This window comes from Arenibacter sp. S6351L, assembly GCF_023016025.1.
Classification (GTDB): domain Bacteria; phylum Bacteroidota; class Bacteroidia; order Flavobacteriales; family Flavobacteriaceae; genus Arenibacter; species Arenibacter algicola_B.
Window position 1 is genome coordinate 172,125 of record NZ_JALKBB010000002.1, and the last position, 22,829, is coordinate 194,953.

The window sequence follows — 22,829 nt, forward strand, 5'->3', positions numbered from 1 at the left end:
AACCGCTAAACCAATAGCGTTCTTTTACCCCAAACATTTAGTAACCTTACATCCGATTGCGCTCCTCTTGGGATCCCGTTTCCCGTTTTCTAGTTTCCTTTACTTTTTTATTCCCGAAGGGAAACGAATAGGTTAGCTGAAATACCCTTTCGGACCAATCGTTATTACCATAGGTCTTTATGCCCAATTCGGGCTGGTCGTATTCCCATTCGATGATGCCACTAGTGGCAGTGATATCCTGTATACTGAAGGTAAGGGAACTCTCGTTCCTAAATTTCTTGCTGATCCCAAAGTTAATGTAATGACGCAAGTACTGCTCTTGGTCTCCGGATATGTACGGACTCATATACCTACCATCTATGTTGGCGGTCCATGAATTACCTAGTTCAAAAACGTTGGCCAATTGGGCCGTAACGGTAAATAACCCTTTTTCAAAAGGTAGGGGCCGATTAGAAGCATCTTTTACCTTTTTGTAGGCACCGTCCAAATTCCAATTCATTTTCCACATCTTACTAATTTTTATAGGGAAGCTCATATTTAACAGGAACCCATCCATTTGATCAAAATTAATGGGGATACTTGTCTGCAGATTCTTTTCCTTATTCACTGTGTTATAGAAAGCGATGGCACCCTTGGCCCTGTTTATTTCCATCGAGATCAAAAAAGAACCCTGGTTATATGCCAGCCTGACCGCATTGGTAAACGATGGCCTAATCCGCGTATTTGAACTGGCGAATAACGACGGGTCTATTAAAACGTAGTAACCTGCCAGACTAAAAAAAGACGGACGCTCAATACGGCGGTTAAAGGATAAAGTCAGCGACTTGGTCGAATCAATAGCGTAGCTGGTCCTGACGACCGGAAAAATATTATTGTAAGTAACGCTAAAGTCGTTCTCTCCAACGGTATCGTCAAGTTCATAATTATAATGCTCCAGTCTAAGGCCCAGATTACTTTCCCATTTCCCGTTCCATTGTTTATGAAACGAGGCATAGGCTGCCAAAACCTTTTCCGCAATGTCATCGTTCATTGTGAATGCTTCGTCCACTTCCCAAACACCGGATGTACTGTTCCGAATCTGTGATTGGGTATTGGAGTTATTAAAAGTGCCTTTGAGACCTGTTTCCCATTTGTTGCCCGCTTCGGTCTCCCATTCAAAATCGGCCTTTGCCGTTTTGATTTCAAATTGTGATTCACGACCAACTTCTGTTCTTTCAATAGCTTCCGCAGGATCAAGATTGGAAAGTTCGGAAGAATTTTGCACATCCAGTGTTACCCTATCCACATCAATATTTAAAGAGGCATTAGCCCCTATTTTTCGAAAATAGTTTAGATTTATAAAGGTGTTACTGTTAGGATTGTCAACATCAAGGAGGAATTCTGAATCGGTATTGGGCACCGAATTTATTGAACCACTTGACCTACTAGTATAATCATGGCCCAGTTCGTTATTTTTGGAATACCCAAAAAGACCCCCTACAATGTTGTTTTTATCAATTTCAAAATCGGCCCCCAATGTAAAACCCAATGAATTGCTGGTAGGGTTTTCAAATTTCAACTTATTCTCGTAATAGTAATAATCGCCCTCATATTCATATTCCCTAAAATGATTTATCAATAATTGGGGAGATCTGCTATGAAAGCCAGTGGCATTGCCATAAATGTTCAAACTGTTATTGCGATAATTAAAGTCGGTGCTTCCGTTAAATTTTTCCCTTTGCCCAATACCAGCGGTAAAACTAGCGTTACCGTTAAACCCATAAAGATTGTTTTCCTTCATGACAATATGGATAATACCAGCGGCATTATCGGCATCATATTTGGCCGAGGGCTGATGTATGAGTTCTATACGATCAATGCTTTCTGCCCGCATTCCCTTTAATTGCTGTATCAAATTACCCTTGGGTACGCGCGATACCCTATCGTTTATCATAATCAGCACCTCGCCCTTATTGTTTAGACTAATACTGTTCGAATTCTCCTGTACCATTACCCCAGGTGCCTTTTGAAGGACTTGCAGGGCATTATTACCACTAAAAGTAGGCAGGGATCCCACATTCAATATCAACCTATCGCTCATTTGTTGGAATAAGGCCTTACGCCCAACCACCTGAACGCCTTGTAACTGTTGGCTCATAGGTGATAATTGGATATTCCTCGTAGAATGCTCTTTTAAATCGGTAAGTGCTATAGATCTGTAGTAAGGTTCATATCCCAAGAGGGAAATATTAAGTATATAATTACCAATTGATATTCCTTCAATAACAAACCCTCCCTTGGTATCGGTAGTTACTCCCTTCACCAAAACAGAATCCGGTTGTTGTAAAAGAAGTACATGTGCGAAAGGCATAGCCTCTTTGTTTTCATCATAAACTTTTCCTGTCAGCCTAGCATTCTGTCCACATAAGACCTGTCCTGCTCCCATAAGCAGTAGGACCACCACTAAACTATAATAATTGAGTTGACGCATTGTGTATATAATTTTCATTATTTCCCCACTAAGTGAGATTTGAAGGCTCTGGCCTTTTGTTGAAATGTTATCTGTAATTTCCTTCCGATGCCTCATGAGCCTTCCTTTGTCGGCAGAGAGGCCTGCCCTGAGGTAATTGACTTTGAGATGGTGCTATGGATCCTATAAGATCATAATGATAGGTGGGGAAATGAAAATATAGATTCCCCACCGTGTGAATAAATGTTTGTACAGATGGTTTATTAAAAGAAAATAGCCAAAGCACTTGCCTATATTTATTGTTATGGCGCGCTTTTAACTGTCCTCTTTTGCCAAGGGTGAATGATGCTCGTGAACCATTTTCCATCCATTATCCGTCTTGACGAACAACAATGTTATTTGGTCATTAACCACCACTAGTTCCTCTCCAAATTTTAAATGAAAATCCGAGTGAAAGGTTAAATTGGCCACATCGCCATAAACGGCAATTTGTAAATCTTTGGCATCGAACTTTACTACCTCGGACACAGCACCAAAAACAGTTCGTTCATGCGCCTCGTTTGCATCACCCCCATTTCTTGGTTCTCCATTTTTGAATTCCGTAAACTTTGGACTGTAGGCGTGAAAGGAAATTAGTTTATCCATATCACCATCCTTAATACTTTGTGCAATTGCACCAAAGGTCTCCATCACTTCTAGTTTCGCTTCCGGAAACTCATCATTTATCAAATCGATCCTGTTTACTTCAGCTTGTTGTGCATATCCTGAAATTAAAATTCCAAAAATCATAATCATTGTAAGTGTCATCTTAGTTTTCATAATCTTAAATTTATATAGTTAATAGTTTACTTTTTATGTGTTCGATATTTGCCAATAAGGATTGTTTTAATCCTTATTGGCATAAAATCAACATGGTTGTATCTCCTAACAAGAATAAAAGATCTAGGCCCGTGCCTCCAAAATCAAATTAAAAGGTGTTTCCGTGGCTCTTCTAAATCTACTAAACCCTCCTGCAGTAGCAACTTCCCGTAAGCGTTTTTCCCCTGCTTGGGCACCTAGGGCAAGACCTACCTCCTGGTTCAAGGAACAGGGTGTACATAGTGTAGTGGAAAATGCATAAAATGCTCTCCCGACGGGGTTTAGGTTTTCCTCCAAAGTATCCTTTGCAAAAGGTTCCACGATCATACAGGTACCATCCGGTTTTAAGGCTTTTTTTACGTGGGCACAGGCACCAATGGGGTCGCCCATATCATGCAGGCAATCGAAGAAGGCAATAAAGTCGTAATCGCTTCCTGGAAAATCTTTGGCCAAGGCCACTTCAAAAGAAATATTGTCCAACCCGGCGGCGGCGGCACTTTCCCTAGCATGTTCTATAGATTTAAGATGATAGTCATACCCTATAAAAGTGGAATTGGGATAGGCCTTGGCCATAATGATAGTAGACGCGGCATGGCCACAGCCAATATCCGCTACCTTGGCCCCATTCTTTAATTTGGCCTCTACACCATCCAAAGATGGAATCCAGTGATTCACCAAATTATTCTCATAGGATGGACTGAAGAATTTTTCGGTACCGCAGAACAAACAAGTACTATGATCTCCCCAAGCGACCCCTTCACCCGATTTAAAAGCTTTTTCCATCTTGGGTGCATCGTTGTATACCGATGTAATTGCATAAAATGCCCCGGTCATAAATACAGGACTTTCTTCATCGCCAAAAACAGCCGCCTGTTCCGGGGTCATTGAAAAGCTATTGGTAGTGGCGTCATAGCTTACATACCCCGATGCCGCCTGGGCCGATAGCCATTCGCGGACATATCTTTCCGCCGTATTTGTTTCATCGGCCAATTCGGTCGAATTCATTGGCCCCGATGCCGCCAATGATTTGAAAAGTCCCAATTTATCCCCCAATAAGATTAAGGGTCCATTGGCAGCAGCTCCCATTTCGGTAACTACTTTTCCCAGTAACTCGTTTAATTTTGCTTCATTTAATTCCATGGTTCTAATTTTAAGTGAACAATTAATTTAATTATGAAGGGGAACTAAAGTTTACTTTAAGGTTAAGAAGACTGTGCAGAGAGGGGTTTCACTATTACTGCATATGGAGGGAGTATTTCCGTGCAACGGACTATTTATCCTATACCTCAAAATTGATGTTATCAAAGATGGGTATAAACGTAAAGTGCTGCTTAACAGCTATGATGCAAACTTGTTAAATTTTTGGTCAGGCCTTTAAATTATGGTGCGCAACCTTTAAAAAATGTTGAAAAGCTTAGTTGGAGCTATAAATTTCTGAAGAAGTTTTTATAGGTATCCCTATACTTGAAAATCCAACTTTATCATAAAGACTTATATAACGTGGATCGTTTCTTAGCGGGGCAAGAAGTGGCTCCTCCCTTAACCAGGTCATTTCTACCTCATGCCTCTCGTACGACCTTTGTAGCCATTCAAAGGTCTTCTCATAATTCTTTTGAGTACTATAAAATAGTGCCATAAACCATGCCGGACTACCGGAAGAGCGATTTTCATACTTGCTTTCCAACTCCACCAAATATTTAGAAGCATCTACAGTATCACCATCCATTTGGGCATATACGGCATTCAGCCACATCAAAATTGGTGGATAATCCGGAAATTGGGTCAGTAATTTATGAAGTTGTTTTTTTGATTTTTGATATTCCTGTAGATAATAATTCAGTTTAGCGGACTCCCTTAGATAAAACCAATTATCACTGTGCAGAGAATAGGTATTGTTCAAAAGTTCCAATGCTTCTTCATTTTTTCCAAGAAAAAACAAGGCTTCGGCCTTGAAGAAGAAAAGAAAGCCACTTGATGAATCGGTCAAAATAACTTCATTCATTGCATTGAGGGCATTTTGATACCTTCCTGTTTTTATAGCATAATCTGCATTTATAGAGGGTGTATTGTCTATGAAGGAATCCTTCAAAATTCGTTGGTAATATTTCTCTACCTCTTCAAAACGCCAATCGTAAAAAAAATACCCGCTGTATAATTCTTCCTCCACTTCCTTATTGGTCGGATCTAGTTTAAACGCTTTCTCCAGTAATTCTTTCGCATTTCTCCAAGCTACTCGTTCATCATATATACCCCAGACCAATCCTCCGAAGCTCCATACCATAGCCTGGCCCCTATAGGCATCCACAAAATTCGGGTCTATAGCGATAGCCTTTTCATATAAGGCAATAGCATTGGAGTACGATAGCTCATTGGCCTTATTCTTTTGAAACTCGGCTTGAAGGTAAAAGGAGTACGCCTGTTTACTTTTTGTGGGCACTTTTTGAATATTATCAAGCTCATTGTCGGCAATAACAGCATTCATATTGGCGGCAATACCTTCTACCACTTGGGTCTGCATTTTAAAAATTTCGTCACTTCTCCATTCCCTTACGTATTCTTCCGACCATAAGTGGTCGTTGGTACGACTGTCTATCATTTGCAGGTTTATTTTGATTTGGTCACCTGAAATCTGAAGATTGCCCTGCAAGAGGTTTGTCACCCCCAATTCTGTTGCAATTTCTTGGGTAGACCTATTCGATTCCTTGTATTTTATAGTAGATGTAAAGGGAATAACTTTATCAATAGAATTAATTTTGGTGAGTCTAGAGATAACGGCATCTGTCATTCCATCACTAATATATTCCAGATTTGGATCTCCCGTCCAATTTTTAAGGGGCAGTACAGCAATGGATTTTTCTGCAATTAAGTTTTCCATGCCTTTGGTTTCTACATTTTTCTTTAAAGTAGTACTATAAAGAAATAAGGCCGCTGCTACTATTGCTATTAACAATACAGACAAGACTAATGGTTTTTTATTGCTTCCTTTTTGTTTTTTTGATAGGTCCACGGCGGAGAGCAACCCTTGGCCTGTTGCGGTATTGGATGGTTCTTTACTCTCAACGCCATCACTGGCCTCTCTAGATTTTACCTCCCCTGGGGTATACCCGTAAAACTTATGGAAAGAAGTGCTGAAGTAGGTGGCACTGCTGAAACCCACCCGATAAGCTACTTCTGAGGCTGTAACATTTTCCTCCCTTAGCAGCTCCAAAGCCCTCTTCAATCTATATTCCCTGATAAATTGGCTTGTAGAGACCCCTACTATTTTGTGCAGTTTTCGATGTAGACTGGAACGGCTCATTCCCACCGCTTGGGCAAGACAATCCACCCCAAATTGATCGTTGTTTAGGTGCGCCTCAATTTCTTTGGTAAGTTGCTCGACTAGAGAACCCCCCATTGATTTTGCGTGAAATCCTTTGTCCAAATTCTTGTCCGAACTCATCTACTAATCCAATTTCTTAAAGGGGAGTAGCACAAGTTACGCAATTTAAAAAATAGTTGACCCTTAACTATCAGACAATTAACTAGTTCTTTTAAACCAAAGATTAACATAATTAGCCTATAGTTGTTGACTTAAGGAAGTTTGGAACCACGAAATTAATTCACCATTAACAATATCCGATAAATCCTGATCACTGCAATTGTCTGTGATCTGCGCTTAAATTTATCCTTTCAATTATAGGAATTTAAATGGCAATGAAACTGTTTGCCCCTATAGCGTTAAGCTTTCTTCTCCATCCCTTCCAATACATTGATTATTTCCAAAGGACCCATCCTTTCGGTATAATTTGCCTCAACATGTGCTGCTTCAATGATCTGGTTGGTATTGACTATGAAAGTAGCTGGAACTGGTAAGGTTTTTAAACCCCCACCATTTAAAAGGGTTAAATCGCGACGTTGGTGATAATCCTCCCCTGGATCGAACTGAAGGTTATACGCTTTTATCACTTCCTGATCCGCATCACTGAGCACCTCAAATTCGAGCTCATTTTTTTGCGTGGCCGTTAAAGCATCATCGGGTTTTTGAGGACTTATAGCAATTAAAGTGGCACCTAAAGACTTTATTTCTGGCAAGTGATTCTGAATTTCCCGAAGATCCAAATTACAAATTGGGCACCATTCGCCACGATAGAATTTTATGATTACAATACCTGATTTTAAGGCATCGGATAGTGTTATTTTTTTTCCTAAAGCGTTAAGTAACGTAAAATCAGGAGCTATATCCCCTTTAGAAAGCCCTTTTGCCTGAGAGGCATTGGCTATAACCAACTTTTGGAAATCTTGTAATTCACCCATAATATATTGTTTGAAGTGCAAACTAATAAAAAGTATGAACAGCCTACAACTATAAATAGTAATTTACCAATAATTTGGGAAGGCTACTGATAACCACAGATATCCTCTAGCTCCTGTTTTTCACCATTATCATCCAAAATAGTTAGATCAAATCGTATTTGAATTGGGGTATTTAGAGGGGCATGGTAATAAATAATCCAAAGCATCCAGCAACATTTCCTATTTAGGATTGCACGTTCTTTGATGGATATCTACCCTTTAAACTGGTACGGATATGTTTTCGTGTCCTGACCAAATATGATTCTACCTCTTCCACGGGAATACCCTTAATCTTCGAAATTTCCTGAACCGAAAACCGTTGGTTTACCGCCAGATCGTATATAGATTTCATTGGTGCCGGCAAACGGTGAAGTACCATATCAATATGTTCGTGCATTTTGCCCCCACCCAGTTCCTCATTGAGTTTTTCGATCCATTTATCTTCGGGGTCTTCGATAAAAACATCTGCCAATTGGTAGTCATATTTCGGATAAGACGGGTCGTCAAACTCCTCCAACAAAGTCCGTTCGCCTTCGCTGTCCACACTGTAATCCTCTTGCATTTTAATCCATTCTAATTTTGAAAATTTTTCAATATTATCAAGGAAGCGCGTATTGTATTCCTCCTCGACTATGGTTTCTTGCAACAGTTCGTCCGCTTTTTGAAAAAGCCAGAACGGTAGATCTTTTTCATCCTCTATTTCGGAGATTCGCTCAAATGCCAGAAGGTAGAGTGCATTGACAAATTCCTCTACTTTGTACTTTCCTGTTGGAATATGGCCATTCCTTGCCGAAGTACTAAGGCGGTTCGCAATATAGCCTTCCACATCCGGTAGTATGGTCTGCACCAACTTGTTGAACGCTTCTCGATCTTCATCCTCTTTCAAACGTATCAGTTCCTTAAAGTATAAGGCCGCAAATCCATGTAGGCCCCTATGCGAACTTTGTGTATCATCTATATTTTCCATGACATCAGAGCTTTATTTTTTACCAATATTCAGAAAGTTGTCTTGGGTAATACGTCATTATCCAAAAGGGATTTAGATAATGGATAACCAAATTCCGATATTCAAATTCTGTTCCAAAACGATATCTTTAGTATCGCTCATTTAAACTTCCAATCGTTATAGCAAAAGCAATATATTCCAATGGCACAAACACCTTAAATAACAGGCTTTTAATGCTTTAGGCGTTAAAAAATGTCATTAAGAATGTCATTTTGACATTTTAAAACTGACGCCGAATGGGTTTTTCAACATGATTTTCTTAAAAAGATTTTAAAATTTTGCTGTTTCTTTTTTAAGTAAAGGATTTGGCATTTTTATTGTTCGATAAAAAGTGAAAATATTGTTTAATTTAAATCTTTATTATTATGAGCACTTTAGCAAAAGTTTCTAACAATGGGGGTTTGACAAAAACAAGTCCCCACAGGAAATCGAATCTCCCAATGTGGTCTTTGTTCGATGATATTTTTGATAGGGAATGGCCATCGGTATTTTCTCAAAACTTCAACACCGGCATGAGCCTTCCGATGGTAAACATAAAAGAGACCGCTGATGACTATTTCGTCGAAATGGCTGTTCCGGGGCTCAAAAAATCCGATTTTAACATTGTCCTTGACAATCAGGTACTCTCCATTTCTACTGAAACAGAGGAACAAAATGATCTGAAAGAGGAAAATTACACTCGCAGGGAGTTTGGTTACGCTTCGTTCAAGAGAAGTTTTACGCTGCCTGAAACCGTTGATGAGGGTAAGATCAAGGCCAAATATAATGAGGGGATTTTAAGCATTCATCTTCCAAAAAAGGAAGAGGCAAGACAAAAGCCAGCCAGAAGTATAAATATTTCCTGAATTATGAATTAGAGGTAAGGTGGGCCGAAGATTCGGCCCCTTTTCCTTACTTACTGTTGAACCTAAAAGATTGGTGAATATGAAGATATTTGGCAAAGAATTGGGCAAGGCAATCAAGTTTCCTCCATTCTTGGACAATTTTGTGGACAAGCTATTGCCGCACCGTAAAAAAGATGACGAAGAACTGGTAACGATACCCTCTACAAACATAAGTGACGACAACGTTGCTTTTGAGCTTTCCGTGGCGTTGCCTGGATTAGAAAAAAAAGACGTGCGTATCGAAGTAGTCGATGATTATCTGACCATAACGGCGCAGTTAGAACATACTAGTAAGGAAGAAGGCAGAAACTGGGTACGTCAAGAATTCGTTCATAATTCTTTTTATAGGGCGTTCAGACTTCCAAATAATGTAGATCCCGAACAATTGGAAGCAAAAATGAAAAACGGCCTATTGAGCCTAAAAATCGGAAAGAAAAAAGGTCGTCGGCCCCAGAGGATCATTAGTGTGAATTAAAAAAAGATTGGTCGCCGAAATGTGTAATCCAAAAAACAAGAAATATCGACCAAGCTAGATCCGATGCATAGTTTTGGGAAGCCCTAAAAGAATTATTTGGAAGAGGTACAGTTTCAAAAAAAAGAATAAACCAAGAAACACAACAAAATATAAGGTTTGCGAGCGACGAGCCGATAAGCTATGCTGCGGAAGTACCCATGCCAACATGCCAAAAGAACTTTACCAATAGCCGCTAAAACAAGGCCAAGTCGCATATAGAAAAGACCATTTTCATGTCCAAGACCTTAAGATTTTTTAAAGCGCCACCACTTGTTCGCCCATATTAGTCTTTAATATCAGGAAAAATGATCTGGATAGCGTTATACCTACTAATTAGAGAATTACCGAAGAAGCTGAGATGGCCTTGGAAAATGCAAAATTGCAGCAGGCGAGGTAATTGCTTCAGACCTCAGCAGTGAAATAGTATCAGTAGCTTATAAAATTTCTGTCTAAAGCAAAATAAATTGTGGGAAAGCGGCCCAATATGCAGTCACCTTCCCAATTAGAACCTTAACCTTTAAAAACAATATGATCATGATAATTAAAAAATTTAAACCTGGAGATTGGGTAAAGATTAAGGGGGATAATAATGCCCAAAAAATGGAGATTGTAAGATATGTATCCAAAAAAGATCCGTTGACGGGTACCATCAACAACAACACTTTTGTGGAATGCGTCTACTATAGAAACGGGGAACGATTTACACGCACCCTTCATCAGAACCGGTTGTTGAAGTTGATCGAATCTGGAGGTATTTACCAATCTTAGCCAATGTTGTATGGCCAAAAACTGACTTTGATTGAATTGATTATAGAAAAATGAAATTGCAGGAACTAAAAGGAAAGACAATAGGCCTAGTGTTATCGGGGGGAGGGCTTAAGGGAATGGCGCACATAGGAATCATCAAGGCCCTTAACGAACGGGACATTTACCCCGATATCATGTCAGGGGTAAGTGCAGGCGCCATAGTCGGGGCATTGTACGCCAATGGAACAAATCCGATGAACATGTTGGACTTCTTTAAAGAAACTCCGCTGTTCAAATACAATTTATTTAGCATTAACAAACCTGGATTGTTCGATACCGAAAAATATTACCTCTTTTTTTCGAAATACTTTGATAAGGATACTTTCGATGTATTGGAAAAAGAGCTGTTCGTTACTGCCACCGACCTGCAATCGGGGGTTCCGAAGGTGTTCAGTTCTGGTGAACTGATACGGCCATTGTTGGCCTCTGCAGCACTGCCCCCAGTCTTCAATCCAGTAACCATCGATGGCCGTCTCTATGCCGATGGCGGGATAATGAATAATTTTCCTTTGGAGCCGCTAGCAAACAAGGTCGATTATATCATTGGCTGCTACACCTCCGGAATGCAAGAAATCGCAAAGTCGGTTCTAAAAAGTCCTCTTCAGTTGGCCAACCGCATCAACAGGCTTATGCTACATGCGAACAGTAGGGAAAAGCTATGTGCCACGGACATCCTTTTCCGACCACAGGATCTCGAATATATCAAAGTCTTGGACAAAAAAGGAATCGATAAAGCCTATATGATCGGATACGACCATGCCTCTAGGTACCTAGATAGTCTCTTAGATTTATAACTGGCCTTAGGTCTTCATGAGAAATAATAGCATTGTATTTAATTGAAGTGTCCCCCTATATTGATTTACTTGAAACAAAAAAAGAAGCATGCTGCGAACAAAATAACGATTGTAAACATTTTCAAGAATACCTAGGCAATCTTAAGGGTCATTTTTAGTGTTTGCCCATTTATTTTTAAGATGGTATGATCAGGGATTTTTATAAAATCACCACGGCCCAACAACTAGTATTTTTAACATTTTTTAACCTGACAACCCCTGATTTTCAAATGTTTTGGCAAAAATTTTGTGGAATTTCAGATGAATTATTGTGTAACTAAAAATTGTTTAACATGAAAAAAATAGTGATTCTTTCAATGGCGGCAATTTTGAACTTAAGTTGCAACGCCCAAGAAAACAAAAAAGAAAACAACCTTCAAAAGGACAAGGACAGTATAACCCAAGTGGAACCGCCCAAGGGAACTTGGAAGGTAGATAAGGAATTCGATGAAAACGGAAACCTTATTCGGTACGATTCAATTTATTCTTGGTCGTCTACTGATAATCTGGACGAATTGGTCCAAAGGAATCCGGATAGTCTCCTGCGGTCTTTCAGGTCCAAATTTTACAGGAATTTTTCGCATATAGACAATCAGCGTTTCGGGGACCTTTTCTCCGACGACTCCCTTTTTACCAAACGGTTCTTTGACGACGATTTCTTTGACAGCGATTTCGGGGAAGATTTTATGGATATAGACAGGATCCGGAAAAGAATGGAAACGATGCAGCAAAGGTTTTTGGAAAGGTATCAGTCAGAATTTGAGAATCTTGAAAACGAACCAACACAAGAGAGAAGCTGATAACATAATCCCAAAAGGGATTATATTTTTTCTCCATAAGTTCGTTTTTTACTCTTCGGGAAGGGATATTTTTTCCTATTAGATTGTGCAGTCTATTGATAGTTATAGATGTCCTTTAATTCCTGTACTTCCCCATTATCATCCAAAATAGTTAGATCATATCGTATTTGAATTGGGGTATTTAGAGGGGCATGGTAATAAATAATCCATGCATCTGCTTCCGCAACACCTATACAACCGTTGGAATAGGCCTTGCCCAAGCTCACTGGATTGGTGGTAGGATGTATCATTTGCCCATTTCGAATACCATTTATTTCCGTTTCTATCCATGGAATAACAGGCATTATGGTTGTTTTTTTGTCATCCCTTTTGGTGACATAAAATCGCTTGCCGGTCACGGGATTATAAAAACTAGGGTTCCTTTCCACCCTTACAATCTTGCCTTTTCCGGTTTTGGTCCTTAAATCCGTAACGCGATCCCCCATAGCCAAATATCTTTTTCTATGTTGTCCCACCCTTATGGGGAAGGTATATAACAACAGGGAATCTTGATAAATCCGAAGCTTAAACTCCGGAATGTTTACGTCTATCCAAGTATGTTCCATATCCCTTATAAGCCTCTGTCCCTCAGTAGCATCCGGAATCAACAAGGAATCATGAGCCTTAAGAACAATCATTTTACTCTGGTCATAAACAAAGGAATCCTTTGCCATTTGCCTGTAATAGTCCGTATTCGCCAAGGTATCCATTATCCATGGATTGGCACTCACCAAGACATGCTCGGATAAAGCATAGGGTACTAGGGAATCGTACTTCTTGGCCAAGGCATCCATAAACTTAAAATAATTGGCCACCGTAATATCCTTATCTACATATGCCTGTAGGGGTTTGGCTTTCTTAGGAATATTATTTTGGGGCACTACCTTTTGCTGATCAGAGCTAGGTTTTTCAGGGGATGGGCTTTCTGCGGAAATAGGTCGGTTAACATTACATGAAACTATCAAAAGAACTAATACATGGAGAAAGGTAATATTGGCTTTAATCATATTGGTAAAATCTGGTGTTATTTTAATCAAAACTAAGACGGTTCCGTGGATTATAAAATGACAATGGTCACACCCCTGTATATGACATTCCTCATTTTAAGGCCTTTTCTTTCATGCTATCTTTGATGAAATAGACCCTTACAAAGGGATTTGGGTATGGGTAACACAGCTACATCATTTAAAGGGGTAAAACAATTTTTCACAGAGATAGGGGATCTCTCCTATTTTGCTTCCCGATTTTTTAAGGAGGTCTTAAAACCTCCTTTCGAGTTTAAGGAACTATTGCGCCAATGCTATCAAATGGGAAACAGATCCCTGATGTTGGTGACGGTAACGGGCTTTATCATTGGCCTGGTGCTTACCTTGCAATCTAGACCCACCCTCATTCAATTTGGAGCAGTTTCCTGGATGCCGAATATGGTAGGGATTTCCATAGTAAGGGAAATAGGACCCGTTATTACGGCCCTTATCTGTGCGGGCCGAATTGCATCGGGGATAGGGGCCGAATTAGGCTCTATGAGGGTAACCGAACAAATTGATGCTATGGAAGTCTCGGGGACCAATCCCTTTAAGTATTTAGTAATAACAAGGATAATGGCCACCACTTTAATGCTCCCCATTTTAGTAATATACGGGGATTTGGTCGCCCTTTATGGATCGGCACTGGTAGAGAATTTAAAAGGAGACGTTTCCTTTCAACTCTACTTTAATACGGTTTTCGATGCTTTGTCCTTTAGTGACCTGATACCGGCCACCATAAAATCGTTCTTTTTTGGATTTTCAATAGGATTGGTAGGCTGTTATAAGGGTTATTATTCCAAGAAGGGAACTGCAGGCGTAGGTGTAGCAGCCAATACCGCTGTAGTAATGGCATCCTTACTTTTGTTTGTGGTAGATTTTATAGCGGTATTTATTTCCGACATTTTTTATGAGCTTTAATATGACAGACCCTGACCAAATAACAACTTCAAATGAATCTGCCCAACGTGGAAAGGCCGTTATAGAGATTAAAGACCTTTATAAAAGTTTTGGGGACAATCACGTCCTGAACGGTTTTAATATGACCCTACTGGAAGGAGAAAACCTAGTGGTCATGGGGAAATCGGGCTCCGGGAAATCGGTAATGATCAAATGCCTTGTTGGCCTGGTAAAACCTGACAGCGGAACGGTTAAAGTTCTGGGCCAGGAAATAAACGCCTTGGACCAGGAAACCTTGGACGAATTGCGTTCGGATATCGGATTTCTTTTTCAGGGAAGTGCCCTATACGATTCCATGACGGTACGTGAAAATTTGGAATTTCCCATGCGTAGGCATAAAGAAAAATTGGGAGTGGTTGCGGATACCGAACCGCTGGTGCGCGAAGCCCTTGAAAATGTTGGATTGGCCCATACCATGGATCTAATGCCAGTAGAATTATCCGGGGGTATGAAGAGAAGGGTAGCCCTGGCACGTACCCTGATACTAAAACCAAAGGTAATCCTCTATGACGAGCCTACCAGTGGCTTGGATCCAATTACCTCCAAGGAGATTATAGAACTTATGCGTTCCATACAAAAGAAATATGGTACTTCTTCACTGATCATTACCCATGACGTGGATTGTGCCCGGGTAATTTCGGAACGAATGATACTCTTGGTAGATGGTATTAATTACGCCGAAGGTACCTATTCACAATTATCACAATCTACCGATCCAAAAGTGGATGCGTTTTTTAAAAAATAAGAACATGGCAAAGACAACATTAGAAAATTTGAAACTCGGAATATTCGTGGTCCTCGGTACGGCACTACTCGTCGTTGCAGCCTATTTAATTGGGAACAGACAGAATATGTTTGGTAAAACCATTCCTATAAGTGCCCTTTTTAAGGATGCCAACGGACTTCAGAATGGAAATAATGTGCGCTTTTCCGGTATAAATGTAGGTACGGTGAACAAAATTGAGATGATCAACGATACCACCATTCGCGTACATATGATCATAGAGGAAAAAATGCAAAATCATATTAAAAAAGATGCCATAGCTACCATTGGTTCCGATGGACTTGTGGGCAGTATGCTCATCAATATTGTACCGGGGCAAGGAAAGACAACCCATATTGCACCTGGGGACGAATTACAATCCTTTAGCCGGGTGGCTACCCAAGATATGCTAAACACCCTTAACCAAACCAATGAAAATGCCGCATTGTTGACCCAAGACCTGCTAAAGGTAACCAGATCCTTAACCCAGGGCAAAGGCACCTTTGGTAGGTTGCTGAACGATTCCCTTATGGCCAAGGAACTGCACCAAACCATTACCAATCTGAAACATACCAGTAATGAAGCCAATATAATGATCGCAGAGATAAACCAGATTGTAAAGCAGTTGGATTTTGATAATAGTACTGCAGGTGTACTCTTGAAGGACTCTATTACCGGAGATAAAATGAAAAATGTTATTTCGCATCTGGAAAATTCCAGCCTGGAGATCGAAAAAATGTCCATGAACTTAAATTCGGTCATCGGGGATATTAAAACAGGAAAAGGGGCCATTAACTATTTGGCCACAGACACCGTATTGGTAGGGCAATTGGAAACCAGTATGGAAAACGTTACGGAAGGAATCAAAAATTTCAACGAGGTTACGGAAGCCTTAAAGCATAACTTTCTTACCCGCCGTTATTTCAAAAAGAAGGAAAAAGAGGAAAAAAAAGAGCTGGAAAAAATTGAGAAATAAGCACCTTGAATACTGCTTTACTTAGACGCATTTACATGTAAAATAACGGTTCCACTATTCATTTTCAAGCTCTATCAAGGTAATTTCCGGACGCATGCCCAATCGGCCAGGAAATCCCATCCACCCCAATCCTCGACTTACATATAGAAATTGAGGGCCCAAGCTATATAATCCAGCCCAATGTTTGTATTTGTATTTTATGGGACTCCATTCTATATTTTTAATGTTGATCCCCGCCTGCATACCATGGGTATGCCCGGAGAGCGTAAGGGCTATATTAGTCTTTTCCACCACCTCTTCGCTCCAATGCGAAGGGTCATGGGACAATAAAATTTTGAACCCAATGCCATCCACTTCCTGTAGGGCTTTTTGCAGGTCCCCATATTGCTTAAAAGGCGGATTCCCCCAGTTTTCCACTCCCACAATTGCAATTTTATCCCCGTTGTTTTCAATACATTCGGCTTCATTTAGTAAAAGCTTAAAACCAATTTGGGCATGAAAATCCTTTATATCGGCAAAATTGCGCCTTCTCTCTTCTTCCGATTCCCATTTACTGTAATCCCCATAATCATGATTCCCAAGCACGGAATATTTGCCCTTTTTGGCGGTCAGCTCCTTTAAAATTTTCTCCCAACCATTCAATTCCCATGCATAGTTGTTTACCAAATCGCCTGTAAAAAAAATAAAATCGGGTTTTAAACTATTTATGGTTTTAATGGCGCGGTCCAGTATATGATAGCGATAATTGAAACTGCCCAGGTGAAGATCGGATATTTGAACTATCCGCAATCCGTTAAAGTTTTGCGGTAGCAAATTAGATTTTACAACCACCTGATGTACCTTAAATCTGTATACGGCCCTGAATACGGCATACACAATAACGAAGAATGGCAAAAACCCAAAAAAAACACCTACTAAAGGAATGATCAATAAGGATTTCTCCCCTGTGATCAAAAAATTTGAGAAATAGAGTATGGAAATTACAACTACAAAGATCAGCTTGGGAATAAAGGAGGAAACGGTCAATCCATATAAGGATGAAATAAGCAGTTGTTTTCTATATGGTGATATACTTTCCAATCTAATTTTCAACACCAATATAGAAATAATGAGCCCAATGGTAAAAAACCAAAAGGCGATATAAATAATATTCTTAATATTGGAAGAAGCAATAGGCTCCATGATAGATTTAAGCCAGTAGAACGCCAAAGTATCGATCAATAAAATGGCCAAACATAAAAGGACTATTGCAAAAAAAGTGTAGGATCGCATTAATAGGGGTTTTGCTATTGATTATTGTTATTCACAAGCCTTCTTTTATCTTTCAACGCCCAGAAATAACCTTTTACATCCTCTACCCAGTCATCATACATAAAGATAAGCGTAATTTCCTCAACAGTTTCCAACACCCCCAAAACAATCATGGTATAAAACAACCAATATACAGGCCCAAAGAACAACAGCCATAAAATAAATATTCCCTGGGTAATGGCAGATAACTTGGCCAAATAGGTATGAAAGGCGGTGGCTTTACCATATTTGGCAAAGGCAATGGACATCTGAATCAGGTAAGGTACAAATGCAATAATTATAAGAAGAAGATTCTCCTTAATGAAAGTGATTTCAAAAAAGATCAAACCAATCAATCCCATAATAAGGGTTACTTGATCTCCCATAGAATCCAACTGTGATCCCCTGGCACTGGAAATCTTTAATCTTCTTGCCAAGAACCCATCTATGGCATCGGTACTGTAACTTATAAGCAACATCCAACTAAACCATTCCCGATCACCAACCCAAATTAGACCGAGCAATAGCGGTACGGCCAAAATTCGATAAAAGGAAAACCAGTCGGCAATATTGAAGTTTTTAAAATTATACATAACTATTCATCAGTATTATATATCCTATGATCAGAAACCGTATTGCAAGATTTACAACTTTAGTAACGGGTTTAATTTTTTAATAATTTCACCTACGTACATGGGAGTTTGGTCCAAAATAGATTCTCCAGTCAATGCATCCACTCCTTCCATTTTGTAGGAACCCTCGCCCGAAGTGGTCAGGACAACCATCTTGTCCCTATATTCGATGGTTCTGTCCATAAACGATTGAACCGCTGAGGGTGGTTTCCACTTCTCCCAAGTGTGGATTACCAATAGGGCATCGTAATTATTCGGATTTACACCCACTAATGCGGAAACATCTATTACCTTGATATATACCGACTCCGTTTTATAGTAATCCACAATGGCGGTAGTAATTGTATTTTTAAATTCACTTCCCTGTGTGGCCAAAAGCAATCTGGAATTTTCCCCGGGAGAATTTAGCTCGTATTCCTGAACATGGTCCATAGCGTATTCATTTTGATACCAAAACATAAACACCAAGAAGACCACGGCAGCCGATAAAAACACAAGAAGTATCTTTCTAAATTTTTTCATAGAATTACATCTTTAATTTACTGCCTTAAGAAGGAAAAGTACAAGCAACTCGGGTCTTAATCCCTCTTGAATAGCGTTGTGGGCAGCACCCACTAATTCCTGCTTAGGATTATAAAGCTATACCTTAACACTGCACCACCCTATGACCATTGTCAGTTATACACACAACGCAATTAATATAAGTTTAATAATAGATAAATCCAGTTCAGTGAACCAAACTGATGAAGTGTTGTGAAGAAAGAATACCAATATCCAAAAACCTAAAGGCCAATGCCCTACATGATATTTATCATTTGATACCGATTGAATTGTAACTTTCTTTATGGGACAACTATTATTCAATAAACTTATGAATATGAAAACACTATTTCTTTACGTATTGGCACTAACACTTTTTACTTCCTGTGTAAGCCAAAAAAAATATACTGCTATGCAAGACCGGGCAGTAAATTGTGAAAATGATTTAAATACCAGCAAGAACGAAATTAATTTGTTGGAAGCCGGATTGGCCAATGAGAAAAACAGATCCAAATCCTTGGAGCAACAAATGGAATACTTTAAAAGTACCAACACAGACCTGTTGGCCCGCCTTTCCGATCTTTCCGTTGTAAGCAAATCGGGAGCCGAAAGTATTAAGAAATCTTTGGAAGCCCTAAACGAACAGAATAAATACATAAAAGACCTTACAAGTAGTATGCAGCGAAAAGACTCCATTAATTTAGTATTGGTCATGAACTTAAAAAGGTCCTTGGACAATTTTGAGGATGAGGACATAAATATTGAGGTGAAAAAAGGAGTGGTCTATGTCTCTATTTCAGACAAGATGCTTTTCCGTTCCGGAAGTTATAACATAAGTAGCAGGGCAGAGGAAGTTATCGGCAAAATTGCCAAGATCATCAATGACCATAAGGAATTGGATATTTTAGTTGAGGGCCATACAGACAATGTTCCCATTTCTACCGAATGCATGACCGACAATTGGGATTTAAGTGTAAAAAGGGCAACGTCGATTGTACGATTAATGCAAACTAAATTTGCTGTTCAACCTATAAGAATGACGGCTGGGGGACGTTCCGAATACCTGCCAAAAACTACCAATGCAACAACGGAAGGTAGAGCCGTTAATCGCAGGACGGAAATCATTATTTTACCCAAACTAGATCAATTCTTTGAATTGCTGGAACCCCCAACCACAAATGTAGAGGGACAGGGAAAAGGATAATAGTCATAGAAGGATTCAGGACATTAAGCATTCCTGTTTCCTTTATTCAAAAATCAAGAAAAAAAACACTCAACTGATCTATGTCATTTCGTATCCAATATGATAACCATATATTAGTATTATTAAAAAGCAATCGTTCTTTGAAAGAAATAAAAATAAAGTTTCTAAGCAGTAATGCCTTAGCGACCATAAACCGGTGCATAAGTAACTTCCTGAGCCTTATTACCCTACCCCCTTGTACAGCCCGTTACAATTGTAGCTTGCTGCTTGGGACTCGGATAAGTGCAAAAGTGCTACCCAAGCCCGGACATTAAGGATTGGGATATCTAGATATCCCAATCCTTTTTTTTATATATAGTCTTTGTTATAATAGGCCTTCTTTGCATTTTTTACGGCATAGACCGATTTAAATGGATTAAAAAAATAATACATTAATTACTATATTCAAGTCAGTAGATTTTAGTTGACTGATTTTATTTTCTAAAAACACATTAATAATTTTATTATGGAATACTATTTTAATAAAACAATCGGAAATATACCCTTCGACCAGGCCATTGAAAAAACTAAATTAGCCTTACAGGAAGAGGGTTTTGGGGTGCTGACGGAAATAGATATGAAAGCTACACTAAAGAAAAAATTGGACGTAGATTTCTATAATTATACCGTTCTGGGTGCCTGCAACGCCCCTTTTGCACATAAAGCCTTACAGGCCGAAGATAAAATTGGCACCATGTTGCCCTGTAATGTAATTGTAATGGAAAAGGAACCTGGGCTTGTAGAAATTGCAGCAGTAAACCCCATGGCCTCCATGCAGGCAGTAATTAACTTGGATTTAATGAATATTGCGGATGAAGTGGGCGTGAAACTAAAAAGGGTGGTAGACAAGATCCATTAATCACTAAGAACCATATTTCTTAATGATGACCATTTGACCGGAATGGTGTATAGTGTGGGATACAATTCTCCCAAAGGCCTCCGCCTTTGTCTTGGTACCAAATTCTTTGGTGGTAACTGTGGTCTCCCAATCTACCTCTTGTTGTTTTTCCAATACCGATCTAAGCATTTGGAAAGAATATTCCACATATTCCGATAATTCGGTCAGATTGGACCACTCCCCTGTATCCTTTTGGGCAATGACCGTTTTTGCAATGACCTTGACTTCTTGTGCACCAAATACGTTCTTGGCAAAAAGCAATTCAACATCCCCAATATGCCTTATAAGAAAACCGATACTGTTAGGTGCTGGCAATAATCTTTTGCTTAGATCCTCCTGTGTTATATTGGACAATTGGTTGGAAAACCGGGTCCTGGCTTCTTCCCATAATTCAATAAACAATTGTGTTTTTGATTTCATGAAATATCAAATTAAATAAAAATATTAAGGAATATGGGTAGGTTATCATAGTCCACCTAGGACTAAATTCCCCCATACTTTTTTAACCTCTTGAATATCTTTTCAACATAAAGGATACTATATAAATACTGGCATAAATAAAAAGTGCTAGGTATAAAGTCATGGTATTGGTATTTAGAATATTAAATTATTAAAGATCATCCCTTTTAGATTTTTTGGAAGGCTATCCCGGATATCGGACATTTCTCCCTGGGATACATATTTTCGTAAATAAAGAAATGTGATATTTACATATTCTTCGGCCACTTCATCACTGTATTCAAAATCGTTTATTGCTGTAGGCCCATCAAATTGTCTGACCAAATCCAAAAATTCGGTCATATTTTTAATTTTGGGCTTTACCTTTTTGACGGTCCATCCATTAACATAAACGGCCTTGAGAAACATGGGCATCTGGGCAATAAATTGCAAGGATTCCTCCACAGGAATAATTTCCCTCAACGCATGAAGTACAGAGGTCAAAATACGACCAGCTTTGTCGGTATCGTTCCCCAGATCCATTTGCTTGGTATAATCCTTAAGGAAGGTATGCCCCTCGGTAGCGTACTGATTAAAATTAAGTGCCATGATTTCTTGTTTTTAGGGTATACACAAAAATGGTCTTATCTTTTTAATTGCAAAATGACCTGGGTCATTTGTACTAAAATCATGGATTAAACCAATTTGAATTTGTCCAAAAACACCTTGCTTTTCGTATCGGTTTTATCTATTGTTTTAGTATAGGGCAAGAGGATCAGGAAATTTCATTAACCCCACCTTAAGCAATATTTAAGGCTATATCTATCATGTCCTGAAAAGTAGTTTCCCTTTCTATGGAATTGGATTTTTGGCCAGTGACCAAAGAATCCGAAATAGTCAATATTGCAAGGGCCTTAACATTAAACTTGGCAGCTATGGTATATAATCCGGCCGCCTCCATTTCTACACAAAGAACCCCAAATTTCGCCCACAATTTGTAAAAATCTGGATCGTCCTCATAAAATTCATCCGATGAAAGTACATTCCCTGCCTTAATGTTAATTCCCTTTTCCTTGGCATAAAGTGCAGCTTTAAGAAGCAGGTCGAAATCGGCCGTTGGCGCATAATCCGCATTGATAAATCTGGAATTATTGATCCCAGAGGTGGTGGAAGCCGCCATTGCCAAGACAATATCGCGTATTTTCACCTCTTTTTGATAAGATCCGGCGGTACCAACACGAATTAGATTTTTCACCCCATAATCATTTATTAGCTCTTGATAGTAGATGAGCGCCGATGGAATGCCCATACCACTTCCCTGAACAGATATCCGCTTGCCCTTAAAGGTGCCGGTATATCCCAACATACCACGAACTTGGTTATAGCAGAAGGGGTTTTCTAGAAAGGTGTTCGCTATCCATTTGGCCCGTAAGGGGTCCCCTGGCATTAGTACGGTTTCTGCAATTTCACCTTGTTTGGCCTCAATATGTGTGCTCATATATAATATAATTTCTAATTCCTGTTCCCAAATACTATTGGACC

Annotated in this window: 23 protein-coding genes; 10 read left to right on the forward strand and 13 right to left on the reverse strand. The window is 39.4% G+C overall.

The window, feature by feature from the left end:
* Positions 1–46 precede the first annotated feature (46 nt).
* The 6 genes from MWU82_RS02650 to MWU82_RS02675 form a co-directional block, all read right to left on the reverse strand.
* Positions 47–2,488 (reverse strand): outer membrane beta-barrel family protein, encoded by a 2,442-nt coding sequence (locus MWU82_RS02650; RefSeq protein ID WP_247095122.1) that lies wholly within the window; start codon positions 2,486–2,488, stop codon positions 47–49.
* 276 nt (positions 2,489–2,764) lie between these two features.
* Positions 2,765–3,268 (reverse strand): nuclear transport factor 2 family protein, encoded by a 504-nt coding sequence (locus MWU82_RS02655; protein WP_215949732.1) that lies wholly within the window; start codon positions 3,266–3,268, stop codon positions 2,765–2,767.
* A gap of 123 nt (positions 3,269–3,391) precedes the next feature.
* The gene (locus tag MWU82_RS02660; protein WP_215949733.1) at positions 3,392–4,447 is read right to left on the reverse strand and encodes a class I SAM-dependent methyltransferase; all 1,056 of its coding nucleotides are present in this window, start codon (positions 4,445–4,447) and stop codon (positions 3,392–3,394) included.
* Between the two features lie 274 nt (positions 4,448–4,721).
* Complete coding sequence (locus MWU82_RS02665; protein WP_247095123.1) at positions 4,722–6,746, reverse strand: helix-turn-helix domain-containing protein; 2,025 nt, start codon at positions 6,744–6,746, stop codon at positions 4,722–4,724.
* 278 nt (positions 6,747–7,024) lie between these two features.
* Positions 7,025–7,600 (reverse strand): peroxiredoxin-like family protein, encoded by a 576-nt coding sequence (locus MWU82_RS02670; protein WP_247095124.1) that lies wholly within the window; start codon positions 7,598–7,600, stop codon positions 7,025–7,027.
* 223 nt (positions 7,601–7,823) lie between these two features.
* The gene (locus tag MWU82_RS02675; RefSeq protein WP_247095125.1) at positions 7,824–8,606 is read right to left on the reverse strand and encodes a sigma factor-like helix-turn-helix DNA-binding protein; all 783 of its coding nucleotides are present in this window, start codon (positions 8,604–8,606) and stop codon (positions 7,824–7,826) included.
* A gap of 404 nt (positions 8,607–9,010) precedes the next feature.
* Here MWU82_RS02675 and MWU82_RS02680 point away from each other — a divergent pair, with 404 nt between their 5' ends.
* The 5 genes from MWU82_RS02680 (at position 9,011) to MWU82_RS02700 (ending at position 12,483) form a co-directional block, all read left to right on the forward strand.
* Positions 9,011–9,490: an Hsp20/alpha crystallin family protein gene (locus MWU82_RS02680; RefSeq protein ID WP_247095126.1), complete on the forward strand. Its 480-nt coding sequence runs from the start codon at positions 9,011–9,013 to the stop codon at positions 9,488–9,490.
* 79 nt (positions 9,491–9,569) lie between these two features.
* A complete protein-coding gene (locus MWU82_RS02685; RefSeq protein ID WP_215949738.1) occupies positions 9,570–10,004 on the forward strand; it encodes an Hsp20/alpha crystallin family protein in 435 nt (144 codons plus the stop codon).
* 573 nt (positions 10,005–10,577) lie between these two features.
* The gene (locus tag MWU82_RS02690; protein WP_215949739.1) at positions 10,578–10,811 is read left to right on the forward strand and encodes a hypothetical protein; all 234 of its coding nucleotides are present in this window, start codon (positions 10,578–10,580) and stop codon (positions 10,809–10,811) included.
* A gap of 50 nt (positions 10,812–10,861) precedes the next feature.
* Positions 10,862–11,644 (forward strand): patatin-like phospholipase family protein, encoded by a 783-nt coding sequence (locus MWU82_RS02695; RefSeq protein WP_247095127.1) that lies wholly within the window; start codon positions 10,862–10,864, stop codon positions 11,642–11,644.
* 332 nt (positions 11,645–11,976) lie between these two features.
* Positions 11,977–12,483: a hypothetical protein gene (locus MWU82_RS02700; RefSeq protein ID WP_215949741.1), complete on the forward strand. Its 507-nt coding sequence runs from the start codon at positions 11,977–11,979 to the stop codon at positions 12,481–12,483.
* A gap of 92 nt (positions 12,484–12,575) precedes the next feature.
* Here the strand turns inward: MWU82_RS02700 and MWU82_RS02705 are convergent, their stop codons facing one another.
* The gene (locus tag MWU82_RS02705) at positions 12,576–13,529 is read right to left on the reverse strand and encodes a L,D-transpeptidase (protein ID WP_215949742.1); all 954 of its coding nucleotides are present in this window, start codon (positions 13,527–13,529) and stop codon (positions 12,576–12,578) included.
* Positions 13,530–13,685: 156 nt separating this feature from the next.
* On the opposite strand from MWU82_RS02705, the gene MWU82_RS02710 reads away from it, so the two are divergent.
* From MWU82_RS02710 to MWU82_RS02720, 3 genes are read left to right on the forward strand one after another with little or no spacing between them, the layout of a single operon-like run.
* Positions 13,686–14,468 carry an ABC transporter permease gene (locus tag MWU82_RS02710; protein ID WP_247095128.1) on the forward strand — a complete coding sequence of 261 codons (783 nt, stop codon included), beginning with the start codon at positions 13,686–13,688 and terminating at the stop codon, positions 14,466–14,468.
* A gap of 1 nt (position 14,469) precedes the next feature.
* Positions 14,470–15,252 (forward strand): ATP-binding cassette domain-containing protein, encoded by a 783-nt coding sequence (locus MWU82_RS02715; RefSeq protein ID WP_215949744.1) that lies wholly within the window; start codon positions 14,470–14,472, stop codon positions 15,250–15,252.
* 4 nt (positions 15,253–15,256) lie between these two features.
* A complete protein-coding gene (locus MWU82_RS02720; protein ID WP_247095129.1) occupies positions 15,257–16,246 on the forward strand; it encodes an MlaD family protein in 990 nt (329 codons plus the stop codon).
* A 54-nt stretch (positions 16,247–16,300) separates the two neighbouring features.
* Here the strand turns inward: MWU82_RS02720 and MWU82_RS02725 are convergent, their stop codons facing one another.
* The 3 genes from MWU82_RS02725 to MWU82_RS02735 are packed head-to-tail and all read right to left on the reverse strand — an operon-like array spanning position 16,301 to position 18,690.
* Entirely contained in the window at positions 16,301–17,518 is a 1,218-nt protein-coding gene (locus tag MWU82_RS02725) for a metallophosphoesterase (protein ID WP_247095130.1), read from the reverse strand.
* A 14-nt stretch (positions 17,519–17,532) separates the two neighbouring features.
* Complete coding sequence (locus tag MWU82_RS02730; RefSeq protein WP_247095131.1) at positions 17,533–18,129, reverse strand: CDP-alcohol phosphatidyltransferase family protein; 597 nt, start codon at positions 18,127–18,129, stop codon at positions 17,533–17,535.
* Positions 18,130–18,180: 51 nt separating this feature from the next.
* Positions 18,181–18,690 (reverse strand): hypothetical protein, encoded by a 510-nt coding sequence (locus MWU82_RS02735; protein ID WP_247095132.1) that lies wholly within the window; start codon positions 18,688–18,690, stop codon positions 18,181–18,183.
* A 355-nt stretch (positions 18,691–19,045) separates the two neighbouring features.
* On the opposite strand from MWU82_RS02735, the gene MWU82_RS02740 reads away from it, so the two are divergent.
* Both MWU82_RS02740 and MWU82_RS02745 read left to right on the forward strand, forming a co-directional pair.
* Positions 19,046–19,912: an OmpA family protein gene (locus tag MWU82_RS02740; protein WP_247095133.1), complete on the forward strand. Its 867-nt coding sequence runs from the start codon at positions 19,046–19,048 to the stop codon at positions 19,910–19,912.
* Between the two features lie 505 nt (positions 19,913–20,417).
* Positions 20,418–20,810 carry a DUF302 domain-containing protein gene (locus MWU82_RS02745; RefSeq protein ID WP_247095134.1) on the forward strand — a complete coding sequence of 131 codons (393 nt, stop codon included), beginning with the start codon at positions 20,418–20,420 and terminating at the stop codon, positions 20,808–20,810.
* A 3-nt stretch (positions 20,811–20,813) separates the two neighbouring features.
* Here MWU82_RS02745 and MWU82_RS02750 read toward each other — a convergent pair whose 3' ends face one another.
* The 3 genes from MWU82_RS02750 to deoD all read right to left on the reverse strand — a co-directional run bounded on the left by MWU82_RS02750 (position 20,814) and on the right by deoD (position 22,785).
* Complete coding sequence (locus tag MWU82_RS02750; RefSeq protein WP_247095135.1) at positions 20,814–21,269, reverse strand: DinB family protein; 456 nt, start codon at positions 21,267–21,269, stop codon at positions 20,814–20,816.
* Between the two features lie 174 nt (positions 21,270–21,443).
* Positions 21,444–21,896 (reverse strand): DUF2267 domain-containing protein, encoded by a 453-nt coding sequence (locus tag MWU82_RS02755; protein WP_247095136.1) that lies wholly within the window; start codon positions 21,894–21,896, stop codon positions 21,444–21,446.
* 190 nt (positions 21,897–22,086) lie between these two features.
* Positions 22,087–22,785: a purine-nucleoside phosphorylase gene (gene deoD, locus MWU82_RS02760; RefSeq protein ID WP_072860277.1), complete on the reverse strand. Its 699-nt coding sequence runs from the start codon at positions 22,783–22,785 to the stop codon at positions 22,087–22,089.
* Positions 22,786–22,829 lie beyond the last annotated feature (44 nt).